Below are 21990 nucleotides of genomic sequence, written 5' to 3' on the forward strand. Positions count from 1 at the left end.
TTTATTTTTTAATGCCCCTTAAAAAATTAAAAAAAGGCCACAACAAAATGAAGACTATGAAAAAACCTACTATTTTTAAAGTATTTATTGCAGCTGTATTTCTCTTGCTCGGGATTTCTTCTTACGGTCAGTTAAGAAAGAATTTTGATCCAAGGTATAATACCAGTTTAAAAGGAGATATTTTAGTTATTGGAAACAATATCTTAAATAGAGATGGAGGTGGAAGAAACAACCGTCCAAATAATGCTTTCGATTCTCAAGGTACCGGTACTACGGCGAACGATAACTTGGATATGAAGTATATCGACATAGATAATGATGCAGCAACTTTCAATTCTAGTTCGGCAACATTGGTTATTCCAGATGCCAGTAAAGATTGTTACGAAATTGCTTATGCCGCTTTATATTGGTCGGGAACTTATCAAGGCTCTGATAGAAACAATATTAATAAGGTTAAATTAAAAACGGGCACTAGCGCTTATAAGGATATAACAGGAAGTATAATTTGGGATGAAGGAGCATCAGGAGTAAACAATGCCTATCTTTCAAAGCCTTATGCTTGTTTTAAAGAAATTACGACAGAAGTTAAGGCTGCCGGTCCAGGTCTATATACTATAGCAGATTTAGTTTGTTCTCAAGGGTCACTTAACCCTGGAGGTGGAAACTCTGCAGGATGGAGTATTTACGTAATTTATAAAGATCCAAAACTGCCAAGTAAATACATTACTAGTTTTGATGGTTTCAGTATGATTAGAAGTACTGATCCTCCTTTGGATATTCCAATTAGTGGTTTTACAACGAACCCTGAAGGAAATGTAAATGTAAAATTAGGATTTAGTGCCTTAGAGGGGGATAATCCTTTAGAGGGTGACGGATTACAATTTAAAGGTGGAAAATCTACTCTATGGGGACCTATATCTTCATTAGCTAGACCAATTACGCCAGCAGTTCCGCCTACTAGATGGGATGCAGGAAGTCCTGCTAAACCTAACTTTTTTAATAGTACGATTACTGACGGAGATGCAATTATGACCAATCGTAATCCGGCCAGTAAAAATACATTGGGTTATGATGCCGGAGTGGTTAAAGTTTTAAATGATGGCAATAATATCATTCAAAATAATGAGACGAGTGCGACGCTAAGAATTAATACTTCGCAGGATTCGTACTTTATGTTCTTTACTGCCATATCGGTTGAAATTATTGAACCTAAAATTGTACTTACAAAAATCGTTAAAAACTCGAATGGAGATAATATTGGAGGGCAAACGGTAACATTAGGTCAGCAATTAAATTACGAAATTGGTTTTAAAAATACAGGTAATGATGATGCGACTTCTTTTACAATTCGTGATCAGCTGCCTATCAATATTATTTTTAATTATCCAACAGATTTATTGCCATTACCAGATGGTGTAACGGTAAAAAGTTGGAACCCTACTACAAGAAGTATTGTTTTTGATGTTCGTAGTGATATCGTTAAAGTAGGTTTAACAGAAAAAACAATAAAATTTAAAGTGCAGGTAATTCCTGATTGTACAATGCTTGATGAAGCTTGTTCAAACAGTATCGATAACTCTGCATACGCTACATATAAAGGTTCTCAAAATACCTCTTTCACAATATCGGATGACCCGAGTGTGGATACTAATACAGGATGTATTTTGGTACCAAAAGCAACCAACTTTTTAGTAGGTGTTGAGGGTTGTCAATATGATAGAAAACGTACTTTGTGTACAGAGACGTTGGATATTACTGCAGCAAATGGTTACTCAACATATACTTGGTACAGCGATAAGGAAAAAACTAAAAAAATAGGAACAGGACAGACTCTAACGGTTAAAGATCCGGGGACTTATTATGTTTACAATGAAGCGCCAGCACCTTGTAGATCTATTTTTGAGAAATTTACTGTTGAAAGATTTGGTGAAACTGCAAAGAATCCAGTATTGGATGTTGCAGATCAAATTGTAATTTGTCCTAACGATGGTAAAGAATTGCCAAAGATATTTTTGTGTGGAGCAAATGCATCAAGACTAATTAAGACAGGAATTAATGATAGTTCTAATATCGTTTGGGAAAGGCTTGACACAAGTAGCTGTAAAGCCGTAACGAACGAAAATTGTGCTAACGAAAGTACAGATTGTAAATGGATACAAGTAAGTACGGGTCCAGATTTTACTGCAAAAGATGCTGGACAATACCGTTTGACAATTAATTATTCTGGTAGCTGTTTCAACCGTTTTTACTTTAATGTTTTCACTAATCCATTAGCACCAACAGAAGAACATGTTGATATGCTTTGTGGTAGCAATGGAAGTATTACAGTACGTGACGTTCCTGCAGGATACCAGTATGCAATTAAAACAAGTCCAACTGCGACTATCCAAGATTGGGAATGGCAAGACAGCAATACTTTCCCTATTTACAATCCAGATGCATATACGATTTATATTAGACAGAAAGGGGTAACTACAAACCCATGTATTTTTAAAATACCTAATATTTTAATCAGAAGATTAAACCTAACATTAGATGGTAAGAAAACAGATCCGATCTGTCCAACTGATTTAGGAAGTGCAAGTGTTGGAATCAAAGATTTTGAAGGGCCATATTATATTTATCTTTATAATCAGGCAACTGGACAAATTGAAAAACAAGATGGTCCTGTTACAGCTTTAGATTATAGTTTTTCATCTTTAAGTTACGGAACTTACGGTAAAAACTATTATATCAGAGTTACAAGCAGTCCTATAGACCAGACTCCAGCGCCAAAATGTGATGTATCTTATTATTTTGAAATAAAAGCGCCTTCAAGCCAATTAAAAGCATTTGCAACATTACAAGAACCTTTTACAGCTTGTAGTGATGGTAAACTATTATTATCAGCTTCGGGAGGAAAAGCACCATACGCTTATTTTATAAACGGATCTCCAACACGTGTTGATACCAATCCGGTTATTATTACAGAAGCAAAAACATACGAGATTAGAGTCGTTGACGATGCAGGCTGTTCTGCAACAACTTCTATTACTATACCAGAAGTTTCAAAACCTACTTTTGATGTGAATCATACAAGTAGTGCTTGTTATGATGGTTCGTCTTCTATTAGAATTGAAAATATTGTGCCTAATGGTAACATTTTGGCTTATAGTATTGACAATGGACTTAGTTATTCTGGAAATACTACTTTCCTTAATTTGAATCCAGGTGTTTATAAAGTTATTGTTAGATATAGTGTTACTTATACAGTAAACAATGTACAACAAAGAAAAGACTGTTTTACTGATCCAATTAATGTAACAATTACAGGTCCAACATCAGCACTTACTGCATCTGGAGGTGTAGCAGCATTAGCAGGCTGTACGTTGCCAGATACAAATGGTGATAATCAAGGAGGAAAATTAAGAATTAACAATGTCGAGGGAGGAACTCCTCCATACCAATACGATTTTGGTGATGGCAAAGGTTGGGTAAATGTAAATGAGGCAGATGTTATGCCAAATACTACTGGTTATACTTTAAGAGTTAAAGATAATGCAGGATGTATTTTTACAATAACAGATAAAATTATTTTAGATCCTAAACCAACAGATCCGACAATTGATGATCCTATTACAGTTTATAGTTGTGATGGTAAGGCTTCTACAACCATAACGGTAAGAAATCCTCAAAACACAAATTATACTTATGAATACTATATTGATGGAACACCTAATACACCAATAACAAATAACGTATTTACAAATGTTCCAGCAGGAAATCATAAAATAAAAGTTAAATATACAGTAACTAAAGTTCCTACTTATAGTAACTTATTAAGAGAGGATTTTGGTCTTGGTTCGTATACAACAACACCAGGAATTAACCCAGGTTATTGCTTTGAAGATGAGACATCAACACATTTAGCTCCAGATTATAAATGTAATAGAGATGAATGGATAAATGATGGTGAATATGCAGTAGCAAGTTCAATTAGAACTAGATTTAATGATTCTTGGATAGTAGCCAAAGATCATACAGTGCCTACTAGTCCGTTAGGAAGATTTTTATGTGTGAACGTTGGAGGTACAGCAGGTATTGGAGGAATCTTATATAGTAAGCCAATTCGAGATGTTATTGTAAATCAACCCGTTATTATTTCGTTATGGGCAGAAAATCTTATTGTTAAAACATCAACTTCTCATGCTGATCCAAAATTAACTATTCAATTAATTAATAACTTGAATGGAGTTGGAGGTACAGAAACGATTGTTGCAACAACAGATACTTCAAACCCTTGGGTAGTTCCAAAAAGCGAGCAATGGGAATATAAAGAATTATCATTAAATCCTGGAGCATACACTAATTTAAGTTTTGTTATTAGATCTTATAGTAACGAATTTAATGGTAACGATGTATTGATTGATGATATCTGGGTACGCCAGATTCCTGCAAGTTGTGATGCAGAGAAAGAATTTACAGTTATTATAGAAGATAACAAAGGCTTTAAAGCCGATACGCCAATTGTTGATAACTTAACTTGTATTGATAAAGCTGACGGAATAATTACAATTCCGGTTAGTAACTTTAATCCTGCAACAGGATATTATTATACAGTAAATGGTGGAGGTTTACAAAATTCAAGTGCTTCACCTCTAGTTTTAGATAAGTTAGCTGCAGGAAATTATACAGTAGTTGTTCAGTATGATACTGCTGGAAATTGTTCTACAAGTTATTCAAGAAGTGTAACTGCTCCAGAAGCTGTTACTGCATTGGCTACTGTAACGACTCAGCCAACATGTATAGACGGTGCTGTAATTAAGGCTTCTGCAAAAGGCGGAAAACCAAATTATAAATATCAGTTAGAACGTCCAGATGGAACAATTGTAATAGCATTCCAGACTGAAGATACTTTCAACTTGCCCTTAACTGCGACAGGTGACTTTGTAGTGGTAGTAAAAGATTCTGGAGATTGTTCTTCAGCAGCTTCTGATAAGGTAACTGTTGTTGGAGCAGTACCTCCTACAGCGACTTTAGATCCTAGTTCAGATCTTTGTTATGATGCTGGAAACAAAGCAACTTTGGTTGTAAGTGTTAGCGGCGGAAAAGCACCTTACCATTACAGTTTGGATGGTGTGAATTATCAGGATTCAGAAAAATTCGAGAATTTAGGTTCAGGTAATTATACAATCTACGTTAGAGATGCAAATGGCTGTAATGCTACGCCACTTACAAATATTGCAATAGGAACACAAGTTACAGCATATGCAGAGGTAACAAAACCATTAGATTGTACAAATTCGCCAAACGCGCAGATTACAATTACAGCTCAAAACGGAACACCAGGCTATACTTATGAAGTATCTATTAATGGAGCTCCTTTTGTAGCAATAGGATCTAATGTTTACCCAGCTTCGGGAACTGGATCTTATGTATTTAGAGTTACAGATTCTAAAGGATGTCCTGCTTTAACAACTGCAGTAACTGTAGATGCTAAGCTTGAACCAACAGGATCTACTACGCCAATAAATCCTAAATGTTATAACGGTAATAACGGAAGTTTTACAGTTATACCAGCTGGCGGAAATGGTGGACCATACGAATTTAGTTTTGACGGAGGTAATTTTACCACTTCTGCAACACATTCTAACTTAGATGCATTTGTTGGTGCAACAAATACAAAAACGTATAAATATCAAGTAAAAGATGGTAAAGGATGTCTTTCACCTATTTACGATGTTATATTAACAAACCCGACAGAGGTTAAAGTTACTGGTAGCTTCCCAGCCAATACTACATGTAGCTCTACAGCAGTAATTACAATTGTTGGTGCAGGTGGTGCAGGTAACTATACGTACAACTTTGATGGTGGTACAAATTATAATAATGTAACGACTAAAACAGTTACTTTAACAAATGCTGAGCAAACTATTAAATTCTATGTAAAAGATGGAAATGGATGTACAGCTGAAGGTGAAATTAAAGTTCCGGCATTTAACCCGCCAACAGGAATTACAATTTCTAACCCTGCTGCAATTACATGTAATGCAACAGAAACAAGTCTTACATTAACAGCAAATGGAGGTATTGCTCCGTATACATACGAAGTTACTGTAGGACCAGTTACGCCAGCAGCGCAAACTGGAAATACGGCTACATTTACTGGTCTAACAGCAGGCTACTATGAATTTAAAGTGACAGATGCAAGAGGTTGTACAGCTACAGGATCAAAAACTATTGCTGATGGAGTTAAAATTAAAGCTGATGTTGTAAAAACGGATGAATTATGTGCGGGCTCTAAAAATGGTAGTGCTACATTTACTGTTTCTGATGTAAGCAGTACAGGTAACTTTACATATACTTTTACTCCTAATACAGGTACACCAAATGTTAATGGTAATAAAGTTACGTATACAAATTTAGCACCTGGAACATATACTTTTGTTGCTACAGATAGAACTACAGGTTGTGTTTCTGATAGCAAAGAAGCTATCATTGGTGCAGCTACTCCAATTACTTTTGATGTTAATGCTTCAAAAATTAGCTGTAATAATAAATTTACAACAATCACAATTTCAAATTTACAGGGTGGAACAGGAAACTATTCTTATGCATTTGCAGCAAGTGGTTCAACAAGTCCATCAACACCTTACGGATCAACTTTAACAGTAGACACATCAGTTCTTACAACAAGTATAGATGTATACGTTAAAGATGCAAATAATTGTGCTATTAAGAAAACAGTCTCTGTTGGAACAGAGGATCTTCCAAAAATGGATCCTATTGCAGCACAATGTTACCTAGGAACTCCAATTTCTGTAAAAATTACAGGTACATATGCATTGCCAGCAACATTTAGTAAAGATGGTACTAATTTTGGAACGGCTGATACATTTAACTTAACGCCTGGAACTTATAAATTAACGGTAAAAGATAAATTCGGTTGTATCGATTTTATTAATTACGTAGTGGCTGAACAATTAACAATTACTCCATCAGTAGTTGCAGATACAGATTGTACGCCAAATACAACAATAAGCTTATCTTCTGCAGGAGGAACAGGAACTCGTACTTATGCAGTTTCATTCAATGGAGGGGGTTACTCAACAGTAACAAGCCCTTACACAGCAAGTGCAGCAGGAACTTATAAATTTAGAGTTAACGATACTGCAAACCCAGTTTGTTATGCTTATACAGCAGATATTACGGTTACTCTAAAACCTACAGTTTTAACAATAAGTACATCTAAAGTTGATGTAAAATGTTATGGAGCAAAAACAGGAAGTATTTTGGTAACAGCTACTTCTGGAAAAGCGCCATTTACATATACGATTACCAAAAGAGGTTCTTCACCAGCAGAGGTTTATAATGTAAATAATCCTTCAGGATTAGGTGCAGGTATTTATGATATTGTGGTAGAAGATGCTTTAGGTTGTAAATCGGCTACAGCAGATGTTACTATAGCAGAACCAGCTGAGTTAACAGCCGATGCAAGTATTGACCCATTTACTTGTAACACTACAAATACTAAAGAACCTAAAAATGTTACCGTTACAGGAACAGGAGGAGTGCTTCCTTATTCATACAGCTTTAATGGAGGATCTTATGGTCCATCAAACACTTTAGAAGTTGTAGATAATACAAAAACACAGACTGTTAGATATTCTATCATGGATGGTAATGGTTGTACAACTGCTGTTAAAACACTTACAATCTTACCGCTTAATCCGCCTAAGATTGCAAAAGTTGACGTAACAAAAATTTATTGTGATCCAGTTGCTAGCAGAAAAAGTACCGCAACAATTACATTAGTTGCTGGTAGCGGAGCTGTAACTTCTTACACAATCGTTTCAGGACAAACGAATACTACTGGAGCTACTTCAGGAGTATTTACTGATCTTGATTCTGGTAACTATACTTTCAGAGCAACAGCTTCAAATGGTTGTTATGATGAGTTTAGTATTAATATTCCACCAGTAGTTTCTATTACTGCAGCAGCAAATAAACTTAATGATGTTTATTGTTATGCGATTCCAAAAGAAACTACAGGAGCTATTAGATATACAGTAGGTAAATTTGTAAGTACTTATAGCTATACAGTTAATGGAGTTGTGACAGCTACAAATCAGACTGCGACTTCTTTCGATTTAACTAATCTTGGAGAAGGAACATACGATGTAGTATTTACAGATGAAACTACATTATGTATTTTCTCAACAAAAGTTGTAATTACACAGCCTACAGATGCTTTAGTTTTACATTTAGATTCTAATGTAAATGCAAACTGTAACAAAGCAACGTCTAAAGTAACAGTACATGCTACTGGAGGAACGTTAGATTATAAATATGCATTTAAACAAAACAATGTAGCCCCAACAGATTCTGATTACAAAGATGCTGCGAGTGCAGATCTTAGCCCAGTAATGAACACAGAATGGGATGTTTGGGTTAAAGATGCTAATAATTGTACAGCTAAGATAGACGTAACTATCGATACTGATTTAGCACCAACTGTTGATGTTAAAGTAAACAATCAATGTACAGTTTCTGGTAACGCATTTGTTATAGAAGCAACAGGTAATGGTGGTGTTGCACCATATACTTATACAATTAATACAGGTGTTGCACCAAGTCCAGCTAATATATTTACTGTTGGCGCAGGAACATACACGATTACGGTTAAAGATGCTAACGGTTGTACAGGAACAGCACCAATTACTGTTTACGATGCAATGACGGTTAGTGCAGACATCACTAAAGAACTTACATGTGCTGCTGTAACACCAGTAAATGGAAACATTAAGGTTAAAGTGGTAACTGGAGGAAAACCAAACTTTACTTATAAAGTAAAAATAGATGCAGGCTCTTACCCAACTACAGGAACACCTTTTACAGGAACATCTTTCGATTATCCAGTAACAGCGGCAGGAACGTATCAGTTTGAAATTACTGATGCTAATGGCTGTATAAAAGAAACAATAGCAGTTGAATTAAAAGATCCTCAAACGGTTCTGGTAAAAGATACTCCAACAAGTCCAACTTGTAATGGAGATGCAGACGGATCTGTAACACTTGAGGCGACAGCAGGAGAAGGACCATTTAAATTTAGTTTTAACGGAGGACTTTTCTTAGATAAATTTATTTATGGAGGATTAATTGCAGGAAACTATCCTTATACAGTAAGAGACAACAAAGGTTGTGAAGCTTCTGGAATAGCTATTGTTACTGCTCCTGCGGCTATTATACCAGTAATTAAAGCAAATGGAATTACATGTCTAAGTACAAAACCAGGAAGTATAGATGTAAATCTTACAGCTGCTTCTGGAGGTACAGCACCATTTACATACTATTTGTATGATAATACAATGGCAGTAAAAGGAACTTATATTGCAAATGCAGCAGATGCATTGGTAAAGCATAATTTCCCTAATTTAGATTTTGGTGACTACTTTATTCATATAGTAGACGCAAAAGGATGTAAGTATGAGAGTACTGCGATAAGAATTGAACCACTTCCATATTTGGCTTTTGAAGCTGAGACTATTGGAATGGATTGCGAGGAAGGTATCACTGTTAGAGTTAAAGTAACAGGTGGTACAGCAGATTTTGAATATTCTATTTATGGACTTGGTCAGTCTTCTGGCATTGTACCTGACAAAGAGTGGGATTTCAAAAAATTAGAGCAGAATACGACTTATAATTTTATGGTTGTAGATGCGAACGGATGTCCATCGTATTTAGAATATACTACACCTAAGATTTCAGATATTACGGCAGACGTTACGCCAAAAGATGTAACATGTTTTAATGCAGGAAATGGTGAATTAAGTTTTGAAGTAAAAGATTTAGGCGCAGGAACTACTCATATTTATTATGAAGTAAGAGATAACTTAACTAATCTGCCAATTCTAAGCCCTAAATTTGGTGATATCTATGCAGCTCCTTACACAGGAACAATTACAGGTTTATTGCCAGGTAATTACATTCTTTATGTAAAAGAAATAGACGGAACTAAATGTTCTACTACAACGAAATTCCAAATTAAACAGCCAGCTTCAGCACTTGATGCTAGTATTACTAAAGTGGTGAATGCAACTTGCGATAAAAATGCTTTTGTAACAATTAGCGCAGGTGGAGGAACAGGACCTTATACTTATGGTTTCTATACTGCACCAGCTACAGCACCAGCTTCATTTGGAAGTGAAAATGTTTTAGAGTTGCCATATTCTCCAACTACTACAAACTATAACATTGTTATAAAAGATGCTAATGAATGTGAGAAAGAACTAGGTCAGATAATTTCTAAAGACCCAAGTCCAGAAATTAGTTTAGATGTAGATAACAAATGTGTTAGCGAAGATACTTTCGGAATCGTAGTAACATTGTCTAACGTAGGAATGCCAGGATATTCTATTAAAGTTGACGATGGAGTTTTTGTACCATATACTGGAACATTCCCGTATACAATACCAAATTTACACTCTGGAGAACATGAAATTACAATAAAAGACAAAAACAACTGTACAGATGTTAAGAAGATAACAATTGACGCTCCATTAAAACTTGAAGCTTCAAATCTTGTTCTGCCAAATTGTAATGATGATAATGGTGGAGTAACATTAGTTCCAAGTGGAGGATCAGGAAATTATGGTTATAGTATTTTACCAAGTTTCCCAAGTGTATCTATAGTAGGCAATACAATTACAGGATTACAAGCTGGTAAGTATGTAGTAACAATGACCGACCTTACAAATGTTGGATGTACTACTACAACAGAATTTGAATTGCCAGCTGGAACTCCAGTTACTTTTGATGCTGTAGCTACAGATGTACTTTGTCTTGGAGATTCAAACGGAACTATTACAGTAAATTTACTTGCAGGTAATAATGAACCTCCGTATACTTACGAAATTGCATTAGTATCAGGAGCGCCTCTACCATTAGGTATTGTACAGACAGATAACGTATTTAGTAATCTTCCGATAGGAGATTATAGAATTACGGTGACTTCTAAGAGATTGTGTTCTTTATATAAAGATTACACTATTGGAGGACCAACTGTTGCTTTAGGAGCCATTGTTGCTCTGAAAGATTTTGGATGTCTTTCAGGAAGCGATCCAGAACTTGCAGAAGTTACAATTACTGGAACGGGAGGTACAGCATCGTATCTATATAATTTTGATGGAAGTGCAAATTATACGAAAGAAAATAAAGTAACGATTCCAAATGACGGAAACCCTCATACGGTAAATTACTATGTAATCGATAAGAATGGTTGTAAAACAAATGGTTCTACAATTGTTAATCCGTTTACGAAATTAGACGATATTGATTTTGCTCAAACGATAGTAGCAACATGTCCAGATGAAGAAACACAAGTTACTTTAACAGTAATAGGTGGTTATGCAATTGATAAATATGAAATTGTTTCTCCATTCACTAAAGACAACGGAACTTCAAATGTATTTGACAACTTACTTGCTGGAACTTACATGTTTAAAGTGACAGACGAGAGAGGATGTTCTATCGAAAGACCTTATGTAATTGAAAAATTAGATAAAATTGATATTGTTAAAACATCACAAATCAATGTAAGCTGTAACACAATAAACGGAACCAATAACAACGGTGAGGCAACTTTCACAGTTTCAGACTTTAGTACTGCTGGTTACACAGTTGTTGTTACAAGTACACCAACTGGATTAGCTCACAACGCTCCTACAACAGCAGGTGATGTAGTTACAATAGATGGTCTTGTTGAAGGAACTTACACAGTAACAGTAACAGATAATACAACAAATTGTTCGAAATCTGCAGATGTTACCATTACAATGCCAGCTCCAATTGTATTTACTGCAACGGGTAGCAATGTATATTGTTCTGAAGATAATTCTACAATTACAATTACAAACATTGTAGGTGGAACGCCAAATTATTCTTATGCAGCAGTTATAAGAAATCAACCAGCTCCAGTAGCGTTTGCAGCGTCTACTGTTCCATTGGTGGTTGATACAGATTTGACAAACCTATTATGGGATGTTTATATTAAAGATGCGAATGGTTGCGTTTCAGCGCCAATCCCAGTAGATATTGATCTTGACGCAGCTCCAGTTCTTAATATGCCTGTACAACAGTGTTTTGTAGATGTTGACTTGACTGTAGATCTTGATGCTCTTGCTACAACATACAATAATGTTAAAACATTTACGATTGATGGATTGCCAACAGGTGCTATAGCGACATTTACAAAAGCAGGTTCATATAAAATCGTTTTAACAGATGAGCATGGTTGTTCAGATGAGCAAACGTATATTATTCAAGAGCGTTTAACAGCCGCAGCAACATTAGAGAAAGATCTTTATTGTGAAGTAGGTAATGAAGCAGCAAAAATTGTTGTTGAAGTAAAAGGTGGTGTAAAAGATTATACATACCAAATGTACCTAGACGGTGTTGCAGTATTCCCAGCTCCAAAAACAGCTACGGGTGATTTTACAGAATTTGTAACTGCTGAAGGAGATTACACTTTTGAAATCTCAGACAGTAACTTACCATGTACATTTACAACTATTCCTGTAACGGTTACAGATCCAGAGCCAATTACTCTTGGAGATTCGCATACAGATGTATTATGTTGGAATGACAGCAATGGAACTTTAACAGTTGTACCAACTGGTGGAGTAGAACCATATTCATATGTGCTTTCTGGAACAGTTACAAATACAACAGGAGATGTAAGCGGTGTTTATACCGATTTACCTCAAGGTACGTATACAGTTCAAGTTACAGATGGTAAAGGTTGTACGACTACTTCGGCTAATATTATAATTATTCAGCCAAATAAGTTAGATCAAGAGTATGCTATTACAGCAAATAATGCTTGTAATAGATTTACAGAAATTGTGGTAACAGGTAAAGAAGGTACGGCACCTTACCAATATAATTTTGACGGAAATGGATACGATGATACAAATAGTATCTCTGTACCAAATGACGGTTCAGTTGCATCAGTTACCTATACGGTTAGAGATGCTAATGGTTGTGAAACACCACCAGTAACAGTTCCGATTGTTCCATTAAACAAACCGAGTGCTTTAGAATTCTTAGCAACTGCTATTACTTGTAATCCTGCAAACGCTACTAGTACTGTTACAGTAACAGCTACAAACGGTGTAGGTGCGTTAGAATTTAAAATTATAGAATTCAACGGTGTGGCAACTACGCTTTATCCACCAGTTTCAACAACTGGAAGTGCAGATCCAGCCGTATTTACAGGATTACCTTTCGGTGAATATAAATTTGAGGTAACAGATAGTTTTAAATGTTCATTCACTGATATATTGACTATCAAAGACGTTGTTAAAATCCAAGCTACAGGTGATGCTTTCGCGAAATCTTGTATCGGTACAGACGACGGAAAAGTAGTCTTTACAATGTCTGATTTCAAAGGAACATATACTTACTCAGTAACTAAAGATGGTGCTGCTTTTGATGGACCACATACAACTTCTAACACAGAGGTTACTTTAGCGAATTTAGCAATAGGAGTTTATGAGATTAGTGTTGTTGATGATATAACAACTTGCCCAATAACTTTCAGCGTTACGGTTAACGATCCTATCGATGTAACTGTTTCAGAAGAAGATAACGTAAATGCTAATTGTAAAACTGGTGCAGTAGTGACAGTTCTAGGACACGGAGGAGCTGGAGATTATACCTATTCTTTTGTTGCAGCGGGAGCAGCTTACGGTACATTTGAACCAGAAGCTACTAGAGTATTAAATCCTGCTACGGCGAGTTGGTATGTATATGCGAAAGATAAAAACGGATGTATCTCTCAACCGATAACAGTTAACATTACAACTGATCCATTGCCAAGTAACTTTACAGCAAAAGTTACATCTCATTGTGCTGATAATAATGGAAATTATGAAATTGTAGTAGATGATTCTGTTGCTATTGGAGTAGGTCCATTTACATATAGTATTGGTGGAGGATTCCAAATTTCTAAATCATTTACAGTGAACGTGGCAAAAGCTTACGATATCACAGTACGCGATAAATTTGGTTGTGAGACTAAATTCCCAGCTCTAGTAACTATTTTACAGCCTTTAGAATTGGATACTAAAATTTTAGATTGGCCAAGTTGTGATGAAGGAGACGGAAGAATTAGTGTTACAGCAACTGGTGGTTCAGGAAATTACAGTTATTCAATTGACGGACAACCTGCAGTAACAACTACGACAGCTGAATTTACAGGTTTAGATTCTGGTTCTCACACAATCGATGTGATTGATACAACGACTAACTGTCCAATTTCAACAACGGTGGTTATTGCTCCAGCAACTAAAATTGATGGTTTCAAAGCAGTTCCTACTCCTGTTACATGTTTCAGTTATACAGATGGTAAAATTAGAGCAAGCATTACTCCAGGAGTAAATGATAACCCTATATACAAATATAGAATCAACAACGGTCCACTTCAAGAAAGCGGATTGTTTGAAGGATTAGCAGCTGGAGATTACAGAGTTGAAGTATTCTCAGGAAGAGGTTGTACAGCCTTTATTGATGTAAAAGTTGAAGGACCTAAAGCAATTGTGGTTCCAGATCCAGCTGTGGTGCAGTACTTATGTACTAGCGGTAACACTAGCAATTTTGCAACAATCACAGTAACTGGTGTTACTGGAGGTTCTGAAAATTATGATAAGTACACTTATGAGTTTATTAGAAATGGTGTAAGAGTTTACAAAGGAGAAAGAAATGTGTATACTCAAACCGATTTTACAGGTGGAAATTTCGTAGTAAAAGTTTATGACGAAAATGGTTGTGAGGGTACTAATCCAACAACTTGGGTAATTAATCCATTCATCCGTTTAGACAAAGTAAATGTAAGAGTTGATGATGCAATCACTTGTCCTACTAAAGAAAACATTACAGTATCAGTAGATGCGACAGGAGGTACACCAACAAACTTAGAATATTCAATCGCTTATTCTTCTGGTGCTACTGTACCAGGAAATGCGCCAAATGCAAATGGAGTATTTACAGATTTAGGAATTGGTGAATATATCATCACAGTTCTGAATAAAGATACTGGCTGTTTATTACAGAAAGTTCACAATGTGTTTGATCCAAATACATTCAGTATTCAAGCAGTTGCTGTAAATGGAGAAATTTGTTTCAATGCTACTGATGGAAGCGTAGATTTAACTTTTGTAGACAATCAGATAGTTCCAAAAGACGATGCAGGTAGATTTGATTATGTAGTGACTGGTCCTTCGCCAAGTACAGCGGTAGTAGCTTCAGGTCAATCACCAACTGCAGGTCCACAAAGAGTTTCTAATTTGAGCGCTGGTTTATACAAAGTTGTGGCTACCTTAGTAGGTGATCCTAGATGTTCAGTAGAAACATTATTTACGATCAGTCAACCAAACGAAGCATTAGTTGCAACATCAGCAAAAGTGGATATTACATGTATTGCAGGTAATAATGACGGTGAAATATCTGTTAGCGCAACAGGAGGTTGGAACACATCTTACCAATATCAATTAGTAAGAGGTACAACTGTTGTAGAAGATTATTCAAGTAAGACAAACTATCCAGGTCTAACAGCAGGTGTTTATACCATAAACGTTAAAGACGCTAAAGGTTGTATGGCATCTACAAGTCAGACTTTAATAGTGCCATTGCCTATTAATGCTACAGCAAGTGCAAATGTTACAACGTTACCATGTTTTGGAGATAAATCTGGTGTAGTTACCGTGAGCCCTCCAACAGGTGGTCAAGGAAGCAACTATATGTATACTTTAAATATACTTTCTGAAAATCCTGTAATTTCATCAGGACCATTCTCTTCTCCAGTTTTCTCTGGATTAGGAGCAGGAAGATATAGTGTAACAATAACAGATGGATTCTCTTGTGAGTTTACAACTAATGAAGTTGAAATAAAAGATCCACTAAAAGTATTAGCTACTTTAGTAGAGTCTAGAGCACAAACTTGTCAGACTTTAACAGAGCTTACGCTAAGTGCTGAAGGAGGAACAGGACCATATACTTATAGTGCAGATGGAACAACAATATTAGGTACATTCGCATCTTCAGTTTCATTTGAAGTGCCAGTAGGTTCTTATAAGTATTTTGTTTTTGATTCTAAAGGATGTAGAAGTGTTGTCTCTAATACAGTTACAATCTATGCATTAACTCCATTAGATGTTAAATTGGATGTTTCAAGCGCAGTTGTAAAATGTACTGGAGAAGCTACAGGAGTAATTACTGCAGAAGCAGTAGGAGGCTTGGGTCATTATTCTTATACATTGTTAAACGGAACAGGCGGAATTGTTCGTCCAGCTCAAGACAATGGAGTATTTGCTGATCTTCCAATTGGAACATATCAAGTAGCAGTTGAAAGTGTGGATTGTAGTGATAAATCTGAATTGGTTGTTATTACGGAACCAAGAGAAGCTTTACAAGCTCAATTTAAACCAACTGATGTTACTTGTTTCGGTGAGAATAATGGTAAACTTGAAATAATCGCTTCAGGTGGAACAGGAGTTATTAAATATGCAATTTCTCCAAATCTGAACCAGTTTGATACTAAAGTGATATTTGAGAAATTGGCGCCTGGTGATTACCAAGCTATAGCTCAGGACGAAAACGGATGTTTTGTATTGTACGATTTCACAATCTCACAACCAAGACCTGTAGTTGTAACTGAGGTTCCAAACTCAATGATACCAGAAGTTTGTGACGGAGATAAAGATGGTGCATTTAGTATCGAAATTAAAGGTGGTACTTTACCTTACAGTGTAAGTTTAGATGCTCCAAACGGACCATTTACTGCAGGTACTGCAACACAAACAGTGTTTGACTTTACAAACCTTAAAGGTGGAGCACATACAGTTTATGTGAAAGATGCAAACAACTGTCCGGTAGATTTCGTAGAGAATATGCCAAATGCTGTAATTCTTAACCCAACTGCAGAAGTAACATATGATTGTGTTAACAATGCACAGGCAAACATGGTAGTAGTAACAATCGATGCTTCTATCACAAACCCTGCAGAGGTAGATTACTCTCTTGACAATAATGGAACATTCCAGCCAAGTAACATTTTCACAAATGTTGCTCCAGGAAGCCACTTCATTGTTGCTAGACATACTAACGGATGTGAGGTGCCAACTCCAATTTTTGAAGTAGCAGCTGTAGATCCAGTAAGTTTAATTGACGTGACAAACCAAAGCAAAGACATCAACACAATTGTTGTAAAAGCTTCTGGTGGAGTTGCTCCTTACGAATACAGCTTCAATGGTGAATCATTCTCATCATCTAATAGCTATAGAATCTACAAATCTGGTGATTATGTAGTGATCGTAAGAGACAAAAATGGTTGTGAGGCAACAATAACAGTTCAGGGTACATTCTATGACTTCTGTCTGCCAAACTACTTCACTCCAAACGGTGACGGACAAAATGATACTATTGGTCCAGATTGTGGTGCATTAGCATACAAAGAACTAACGTTCGATATTTATGATAGATATGGTAGAGTAGTAGCGAAATACCACGTAGGTCAAAAATGGGATGGTAGATATCATGGAAACGAATTACCAACAGGTGATTACTGGTATGTTCTTAAATTAAATGATCCGAAAGATCCAAGAGAATTTGTTGGACATTTCACTTTATACAGATAACAAAATTATAGCCCCAATGATGTTATCTAAAAATATTAATACAATGAAAAAGCTTATTTTATCCTTAGTACTCATGGCTGTAACAACAAGTTACAGCCAAGAGTTAAACCTACCGGTGTTTACCCAGTATTTAGCTGATAACCCTTTTATTCTTTCTCCTGCTTATGCTGGTATTGGAGATAATCTCCGTATTAGAGCCAATGGTTTAACACAGTGGGTCGGAATTAAAGACGCACCAGATAACCAGTCATTGTATGCAGATTTTCGTGTTTTAGATCGTTCTGGAGTTGGTTTGTCATTGTATAATGATAGCAATGGTAATACAAGACAAACGGGAGCCAAAGTTTCATTTGCGCACCACTTGATTCTAGATTATCGTACAGAGCAATACCTTTCATTTGGTATTTCGTATAACATCAATACTTTTCGTTTAGAAACAAATAATTTTACGGGGACTGACGGAGGGATAACAGACGATCGTCGTACATCTAACAACAACTTTGATCTTAGTGCATTGTATCGTAACAGAGGATTTTATTTTAGTTTCAATGCCAACAACGTATTGAAAAAGAATATTAGTCTTGAGAGAGCAAACGAACCAGATCTTTTATCGAACTTTCAGGTATATTCTGGATTTACTTTTAAAGATGGAGAAAACAGACGTATCGAATACGAACCATCGGTTTTCTTACAGTACTTTGCAAATGACCAGCGTTCTACAACCGATTTTAACTTCAAATACAGACGTTACAATCGTTACGAAGATTACTATTGGATTGGAGTTTCTTACCGTTTCTTAAATGACCAGTTCCCAAAACCTTTGGCAATGGGACCAATGGCTGGTTTTATGAAATCTAAATTCTATTTTGCATACTCTTACCAGTTAATGTTTAATGGACTTGGAACGTATAACACAGGAACACATTCCATCACAATCGGATTCGATTTCTTACAATCTATCAGTAACTGTCCTTGTACACAAAGTCCAGTTCACGATTAGACAAGTAATTTTTATCATCTTTGAGAATTATTTTGTTTGTTTTCATAATTTACAACGTTTTCGTTTTTATTAATGGATTATTTTTGCTTTTTTGAAATTTAGACTACTGTAAAAGTTCTATATTTGTTATTCTTTCAAAAAATTAAAAAAATTAGCAGATGAAAACTTTAAACGATTTCGATTTTAAAAATAAAAAAGCAATTATCCGTGTTGACTTCAACGTGCCATTGGATGAGAATTTTAATGTAACAGATACAACACGTATTGAAGCTGCAAAGCCAACAATTGACGCTATTTTAGCTCAAGGTGGAAGTGTGATTTTAATGTCGCACCTTGGAAGACCAAAAGGAGCAGAAGAGAAATACTCTCTAAAACATATCTTAAAAACAGCTTCTGATATTTTAGGAGTTCAAGTAAAATTTGCTGAAAACTGCGTTGGAGAACCAGCTCAAACTGCAGCAAAAGATTTAAAACCAGGCGAAGTTCTTTTATTAGAAAATTTACGTTTCCATGCTGAAGAAGAAGCAGGAGATGTAGCTTTCGCTAAAGAATTAGCTTCTCTGGGAGATATTTATGTAAACGATGCATTTGGTACAGCTCACAGAGCACACGCATCTACTACAATTATTGCACAGTTTTTTCCAAACGATAAAACCTTTGGAACATTATTGGCAAAAGAAATTGACAGTTTAAATAAAGTTCTTAAAAACAGTGAAAAACCTGTAACTGCTGTTCTTGGAGGTTCTAAAGTTTCTTCTAAAATCACCGTTATCGAAAATATCTTAGATAAAGTAGATCACATGATTATTGGAGGAGGAATGACTTTTACTTTCGTTAAAGCGCAAGGAGGAAAAATCGGAGAGTCTATCTGCGAAGATGACAAATTAGATTTGGCTTTAGAAATTTTAAGACTAGCAAAAGAAAAAGGAGTGCAGGTACATATTCCTGTTGATGTTGTTGCTGCAGACGATTTCTCAAACAATGCAAATACTCAGATTGTAGACGTTACTGCAATTCCTGACGGATGGCAAGGTTTAGATGCGGGTCCAAAATCTTTGGAGAACTTCAAAAAAGTTATTTTAGAGTCAAAAACAATTCTTTGGAATGGTCCATTAGGAGTTTTTGAAATGGAAACTTTCTCTAAAGGAACAATCGCATTAGGAGATTATATCGCTGAAGCTACAGAAAATGGAGCATTTTCTTTAGTAGGAGGTGGAGATTCTGTTGCAGCAGTAAAACAGTTCGGATTTGAAGACAAAATGAGCTATGTTTCTACTGGTGGTGGGGCAATGCTAGAAATGTTAGAAGGAAGAATTTTACCTGGAATCGCAGCGATTTTAGACTAAAATATCACAATTAACATTTTTTTAAACACTTTTCTTCAATAAAGGGCTTAGATTTGCAAAAATACAACTCTTGTAATAGATTGAATTACAGAATTTTAAAATAATGTTATATGATTGTAAAAAAATTATCATTAGTGGTTTCCGCTTTCTTTTCGTTAGCTGTCTGTGCACAGGAAACGGCAAAGGCAGATGTAGAACTGAAGCCAGAGGTTAAGCTTTCATATTTAGATTCTATTAAAAGCACATTCAAAAAAGATCATTTAGCTACAAAAGTAGATAGTCTTTGGATGAATGAATTAGTAAGTCTAGATATTTATGATGATCTGACCAAAGACATTCAAACAATTAACAAAGATGTTACTGTTGATGAAGAACTTCCAACCGAACTGCTAAAACAGCGTTTGGCGGCGATGAATCAGAAATCACCTTTTGAGATAGAATACAATCAAGGTTTAGAAAATATAATAAAGTCATTTCTTAAGAACCGTAAAAAATCGTTTTCTCGATTAATGGCTTTATCAGAATATTATTTCCCAATGTTCGAGGATGCTTTTGCAAAACAAAACGTTCCTTTGGAAATAAAATATTTAGCCGTTGTAGAATCTGCTTTAAATCCTAAAGCAGTTTCTAAAATGGGCGCTACGGGACTTTGGCAGTTTATGTACGGAACCGGAAAACAATACGCTTTAAAAATCGATTCTTATATCGACGAAAGAAGTGATCCTCTTAAAGCTACGGCTGCAGCATCTGAGTACATGACCAAAATGTTCAATATTTTTGGAGACTGGGAACTGGTTTTAGCTTCTTACAACTCAGGTCCAGGAAATGTTACTAAAGCAATTCGTCGTTCTGGAGGAAAAACAAAATACTGGGACATTCGTAATTATCTTCCAAAAGAAACTCAAGGTTACGTACCCGCTTTCTTAGCAACAATGTACCTTTTTGAATACCACAAAGAGCACGGAATCAATCCGGAAAGAGCTGTGGTTAAAAACTTTGAAACAGATACCGTTGCGATCAAAAATCAAATGTCTTTCAAACAGATTGCCGATTTGTTAGACATGCCACAATCACAGATTCAACTTTTAAATCCGTCATACAAAATGGGAGTTGTTCCATTTTATCAGGGAGAACAGCATTTTATCAGACTTCCAAAAGATAAAATAGCAACTTTTGTATCAAACGAAGAGCAAATTTATGCTTACGTAAAACACAATACAGAATTTAGATCGACATCTTCTAGATTAGCTGTAAAATATGCTCCAAAAGCAAAACCTGCAACAGTTAAACCTGCTGCTATTGATAATGGAGATTTCGAATTTTATAAAGTTAGAAAAGGAGATAATTTGGGTGCAATCGCTTCTAAATATAATGTGAGCATTGGCGAGATTAAAAAATGGAATAATTTAAAAACAAATGCAGTTGCAATTGGCAGAAGTTTGAAAATTAAACCAGAAGAGCCTTCACCTTCTGCTATTAAAGCAAATGCAATTGTAGATAAAAAAGAAGAAGCAATCGCATCTGCTGAAAATAAAGAGAAAACAGCTGTCGATATGGACTATGTTGTAGTGGCTGGCGACAATTTAGGAAGCATTGCAAAGAAATTCGGTACGACTATTGCGGAGTTAAAAGAACTTAACGATTTAACTTCAAATAACATTGGTTTAGGAAAAACACTTATTATTTCTAAAGCAGCAATAGTTATAGAAGAGCCGGCTTCAACAGCAATTGCATCAAACTCGGTTGATTCATTCAAGAAAAAAGCACCTTCTAAAAACGTTAGTGAAGATTATTACGTTAAAAAAGGAGATTCTTTATACAGCATTTCTAAAAAATATCCTGGAGTAACAATTTCAGATATTAAAAAATGGAATGGTATTAAAGATGAAGATATTAAACCGGGAATGAAACTTAAAATAAACGGATAATAGAAAAATCTTATTAAATTTGGGTTTTATTTCATAAATTAAAA

General features: G+C 35.6%; 4 protein-coding genes. All 4 read left to right on the top strand.

Translation table 11 applies throughout. The features are described 5' to 3' along the window. Positions 1 to 56 precede the first annotated feature (56 nt). Positions 57 to 17672: a T9SS type B sorting domain-containing protein gene (locus BSF41_RS14325; protein WP_172426912.1), complete on the top strand. Its 17616-nt coding sequence runs from the start codon at positions 57 to 59 to the stop codon at positions 17670 to 17672. Between the two features lie 43 nt (positions 17673 to 17715). Continuing rightward, positions 17716 to 18672: a type IX secretion system membrane protein PorP/SprF gene (locus BSF41_RS14330; RefSeq protein ID WP_250834677.1), complete on the top strand. Its 957-nt coding sequence runs from the start codon at positions 17716 to 17718 to the stop codon at positions 18670 to 18672. Between the two features lie 158 nt (positions 18673 to 18830). After that, positions 18831 to 20018 carry a phosphoglycerate kinase gene (pgk, locus tag BSF41_RS14335; RefSeq protein ID WP_095930190.1) on the top strand — a complete coding sequence of 396 codons (1188 nt, stop codon included), beginning with the start codon at positions 18831 to 18833 and terminating at the stop codon, positions 20016 to 20018. A gap of 110 nt (positions 20019 to 20128) precedes the next feature. Next, complete coding sequence (locus BSF41_RS14340; protein ID WP_095930191.1) at positions 20129 to 21946, top strand: LysM peptidoglycan-binding domain-containing protein; 1818 nt, start codon at positions 20129 to 20131, stop codon at positions 21944 to 21946. Positions 21947 to 21990 lie beyond the last annotated feature (44 nt).

Origin of the sequence: Flavobacterium sp. ACN2 (assembly GCF_002303885.1) — a bacterium.
In the GTDB taxonomy this organism is placed as follows: domain Bacteria; phylum Bacteroidota; class Bacteroidia; order Flavobacteriales; family Flavobacteriaceae; genus Flavobacterium.

Excerpts from the sequence above, each read along its gene's own strand:
- BSF41_RS14325 (WP_172426912.1), top strand. The coding sequence starts at position 57 with ATGAAAAAACCTACTATTTTTAAAGTATTTATTGCAGCTGTATTTCTC.
- BSF41_RS14330 (WP_250834677.1), top strand. The coding sequence starts at position 17,716 with ATGAAAAAGCTTATTTTATCCTTAGTACTCATGGCTGTAACAACAAGT.
- pgk (WP_095930190.1), top strand. The coding sequence starts at position 18,831 with ATGAAAACTTTAAACGATTTCGATTTTAAAAATAAAAAAGCAATTATC.
- BSF41_RS14340 (WP_095930191.1), top strand. The coding sequence starts at position 20,129 with ATGATTGTAAAAAAATTATCATTAGTGGTTTCCGCTTTCTTTTCGTTA.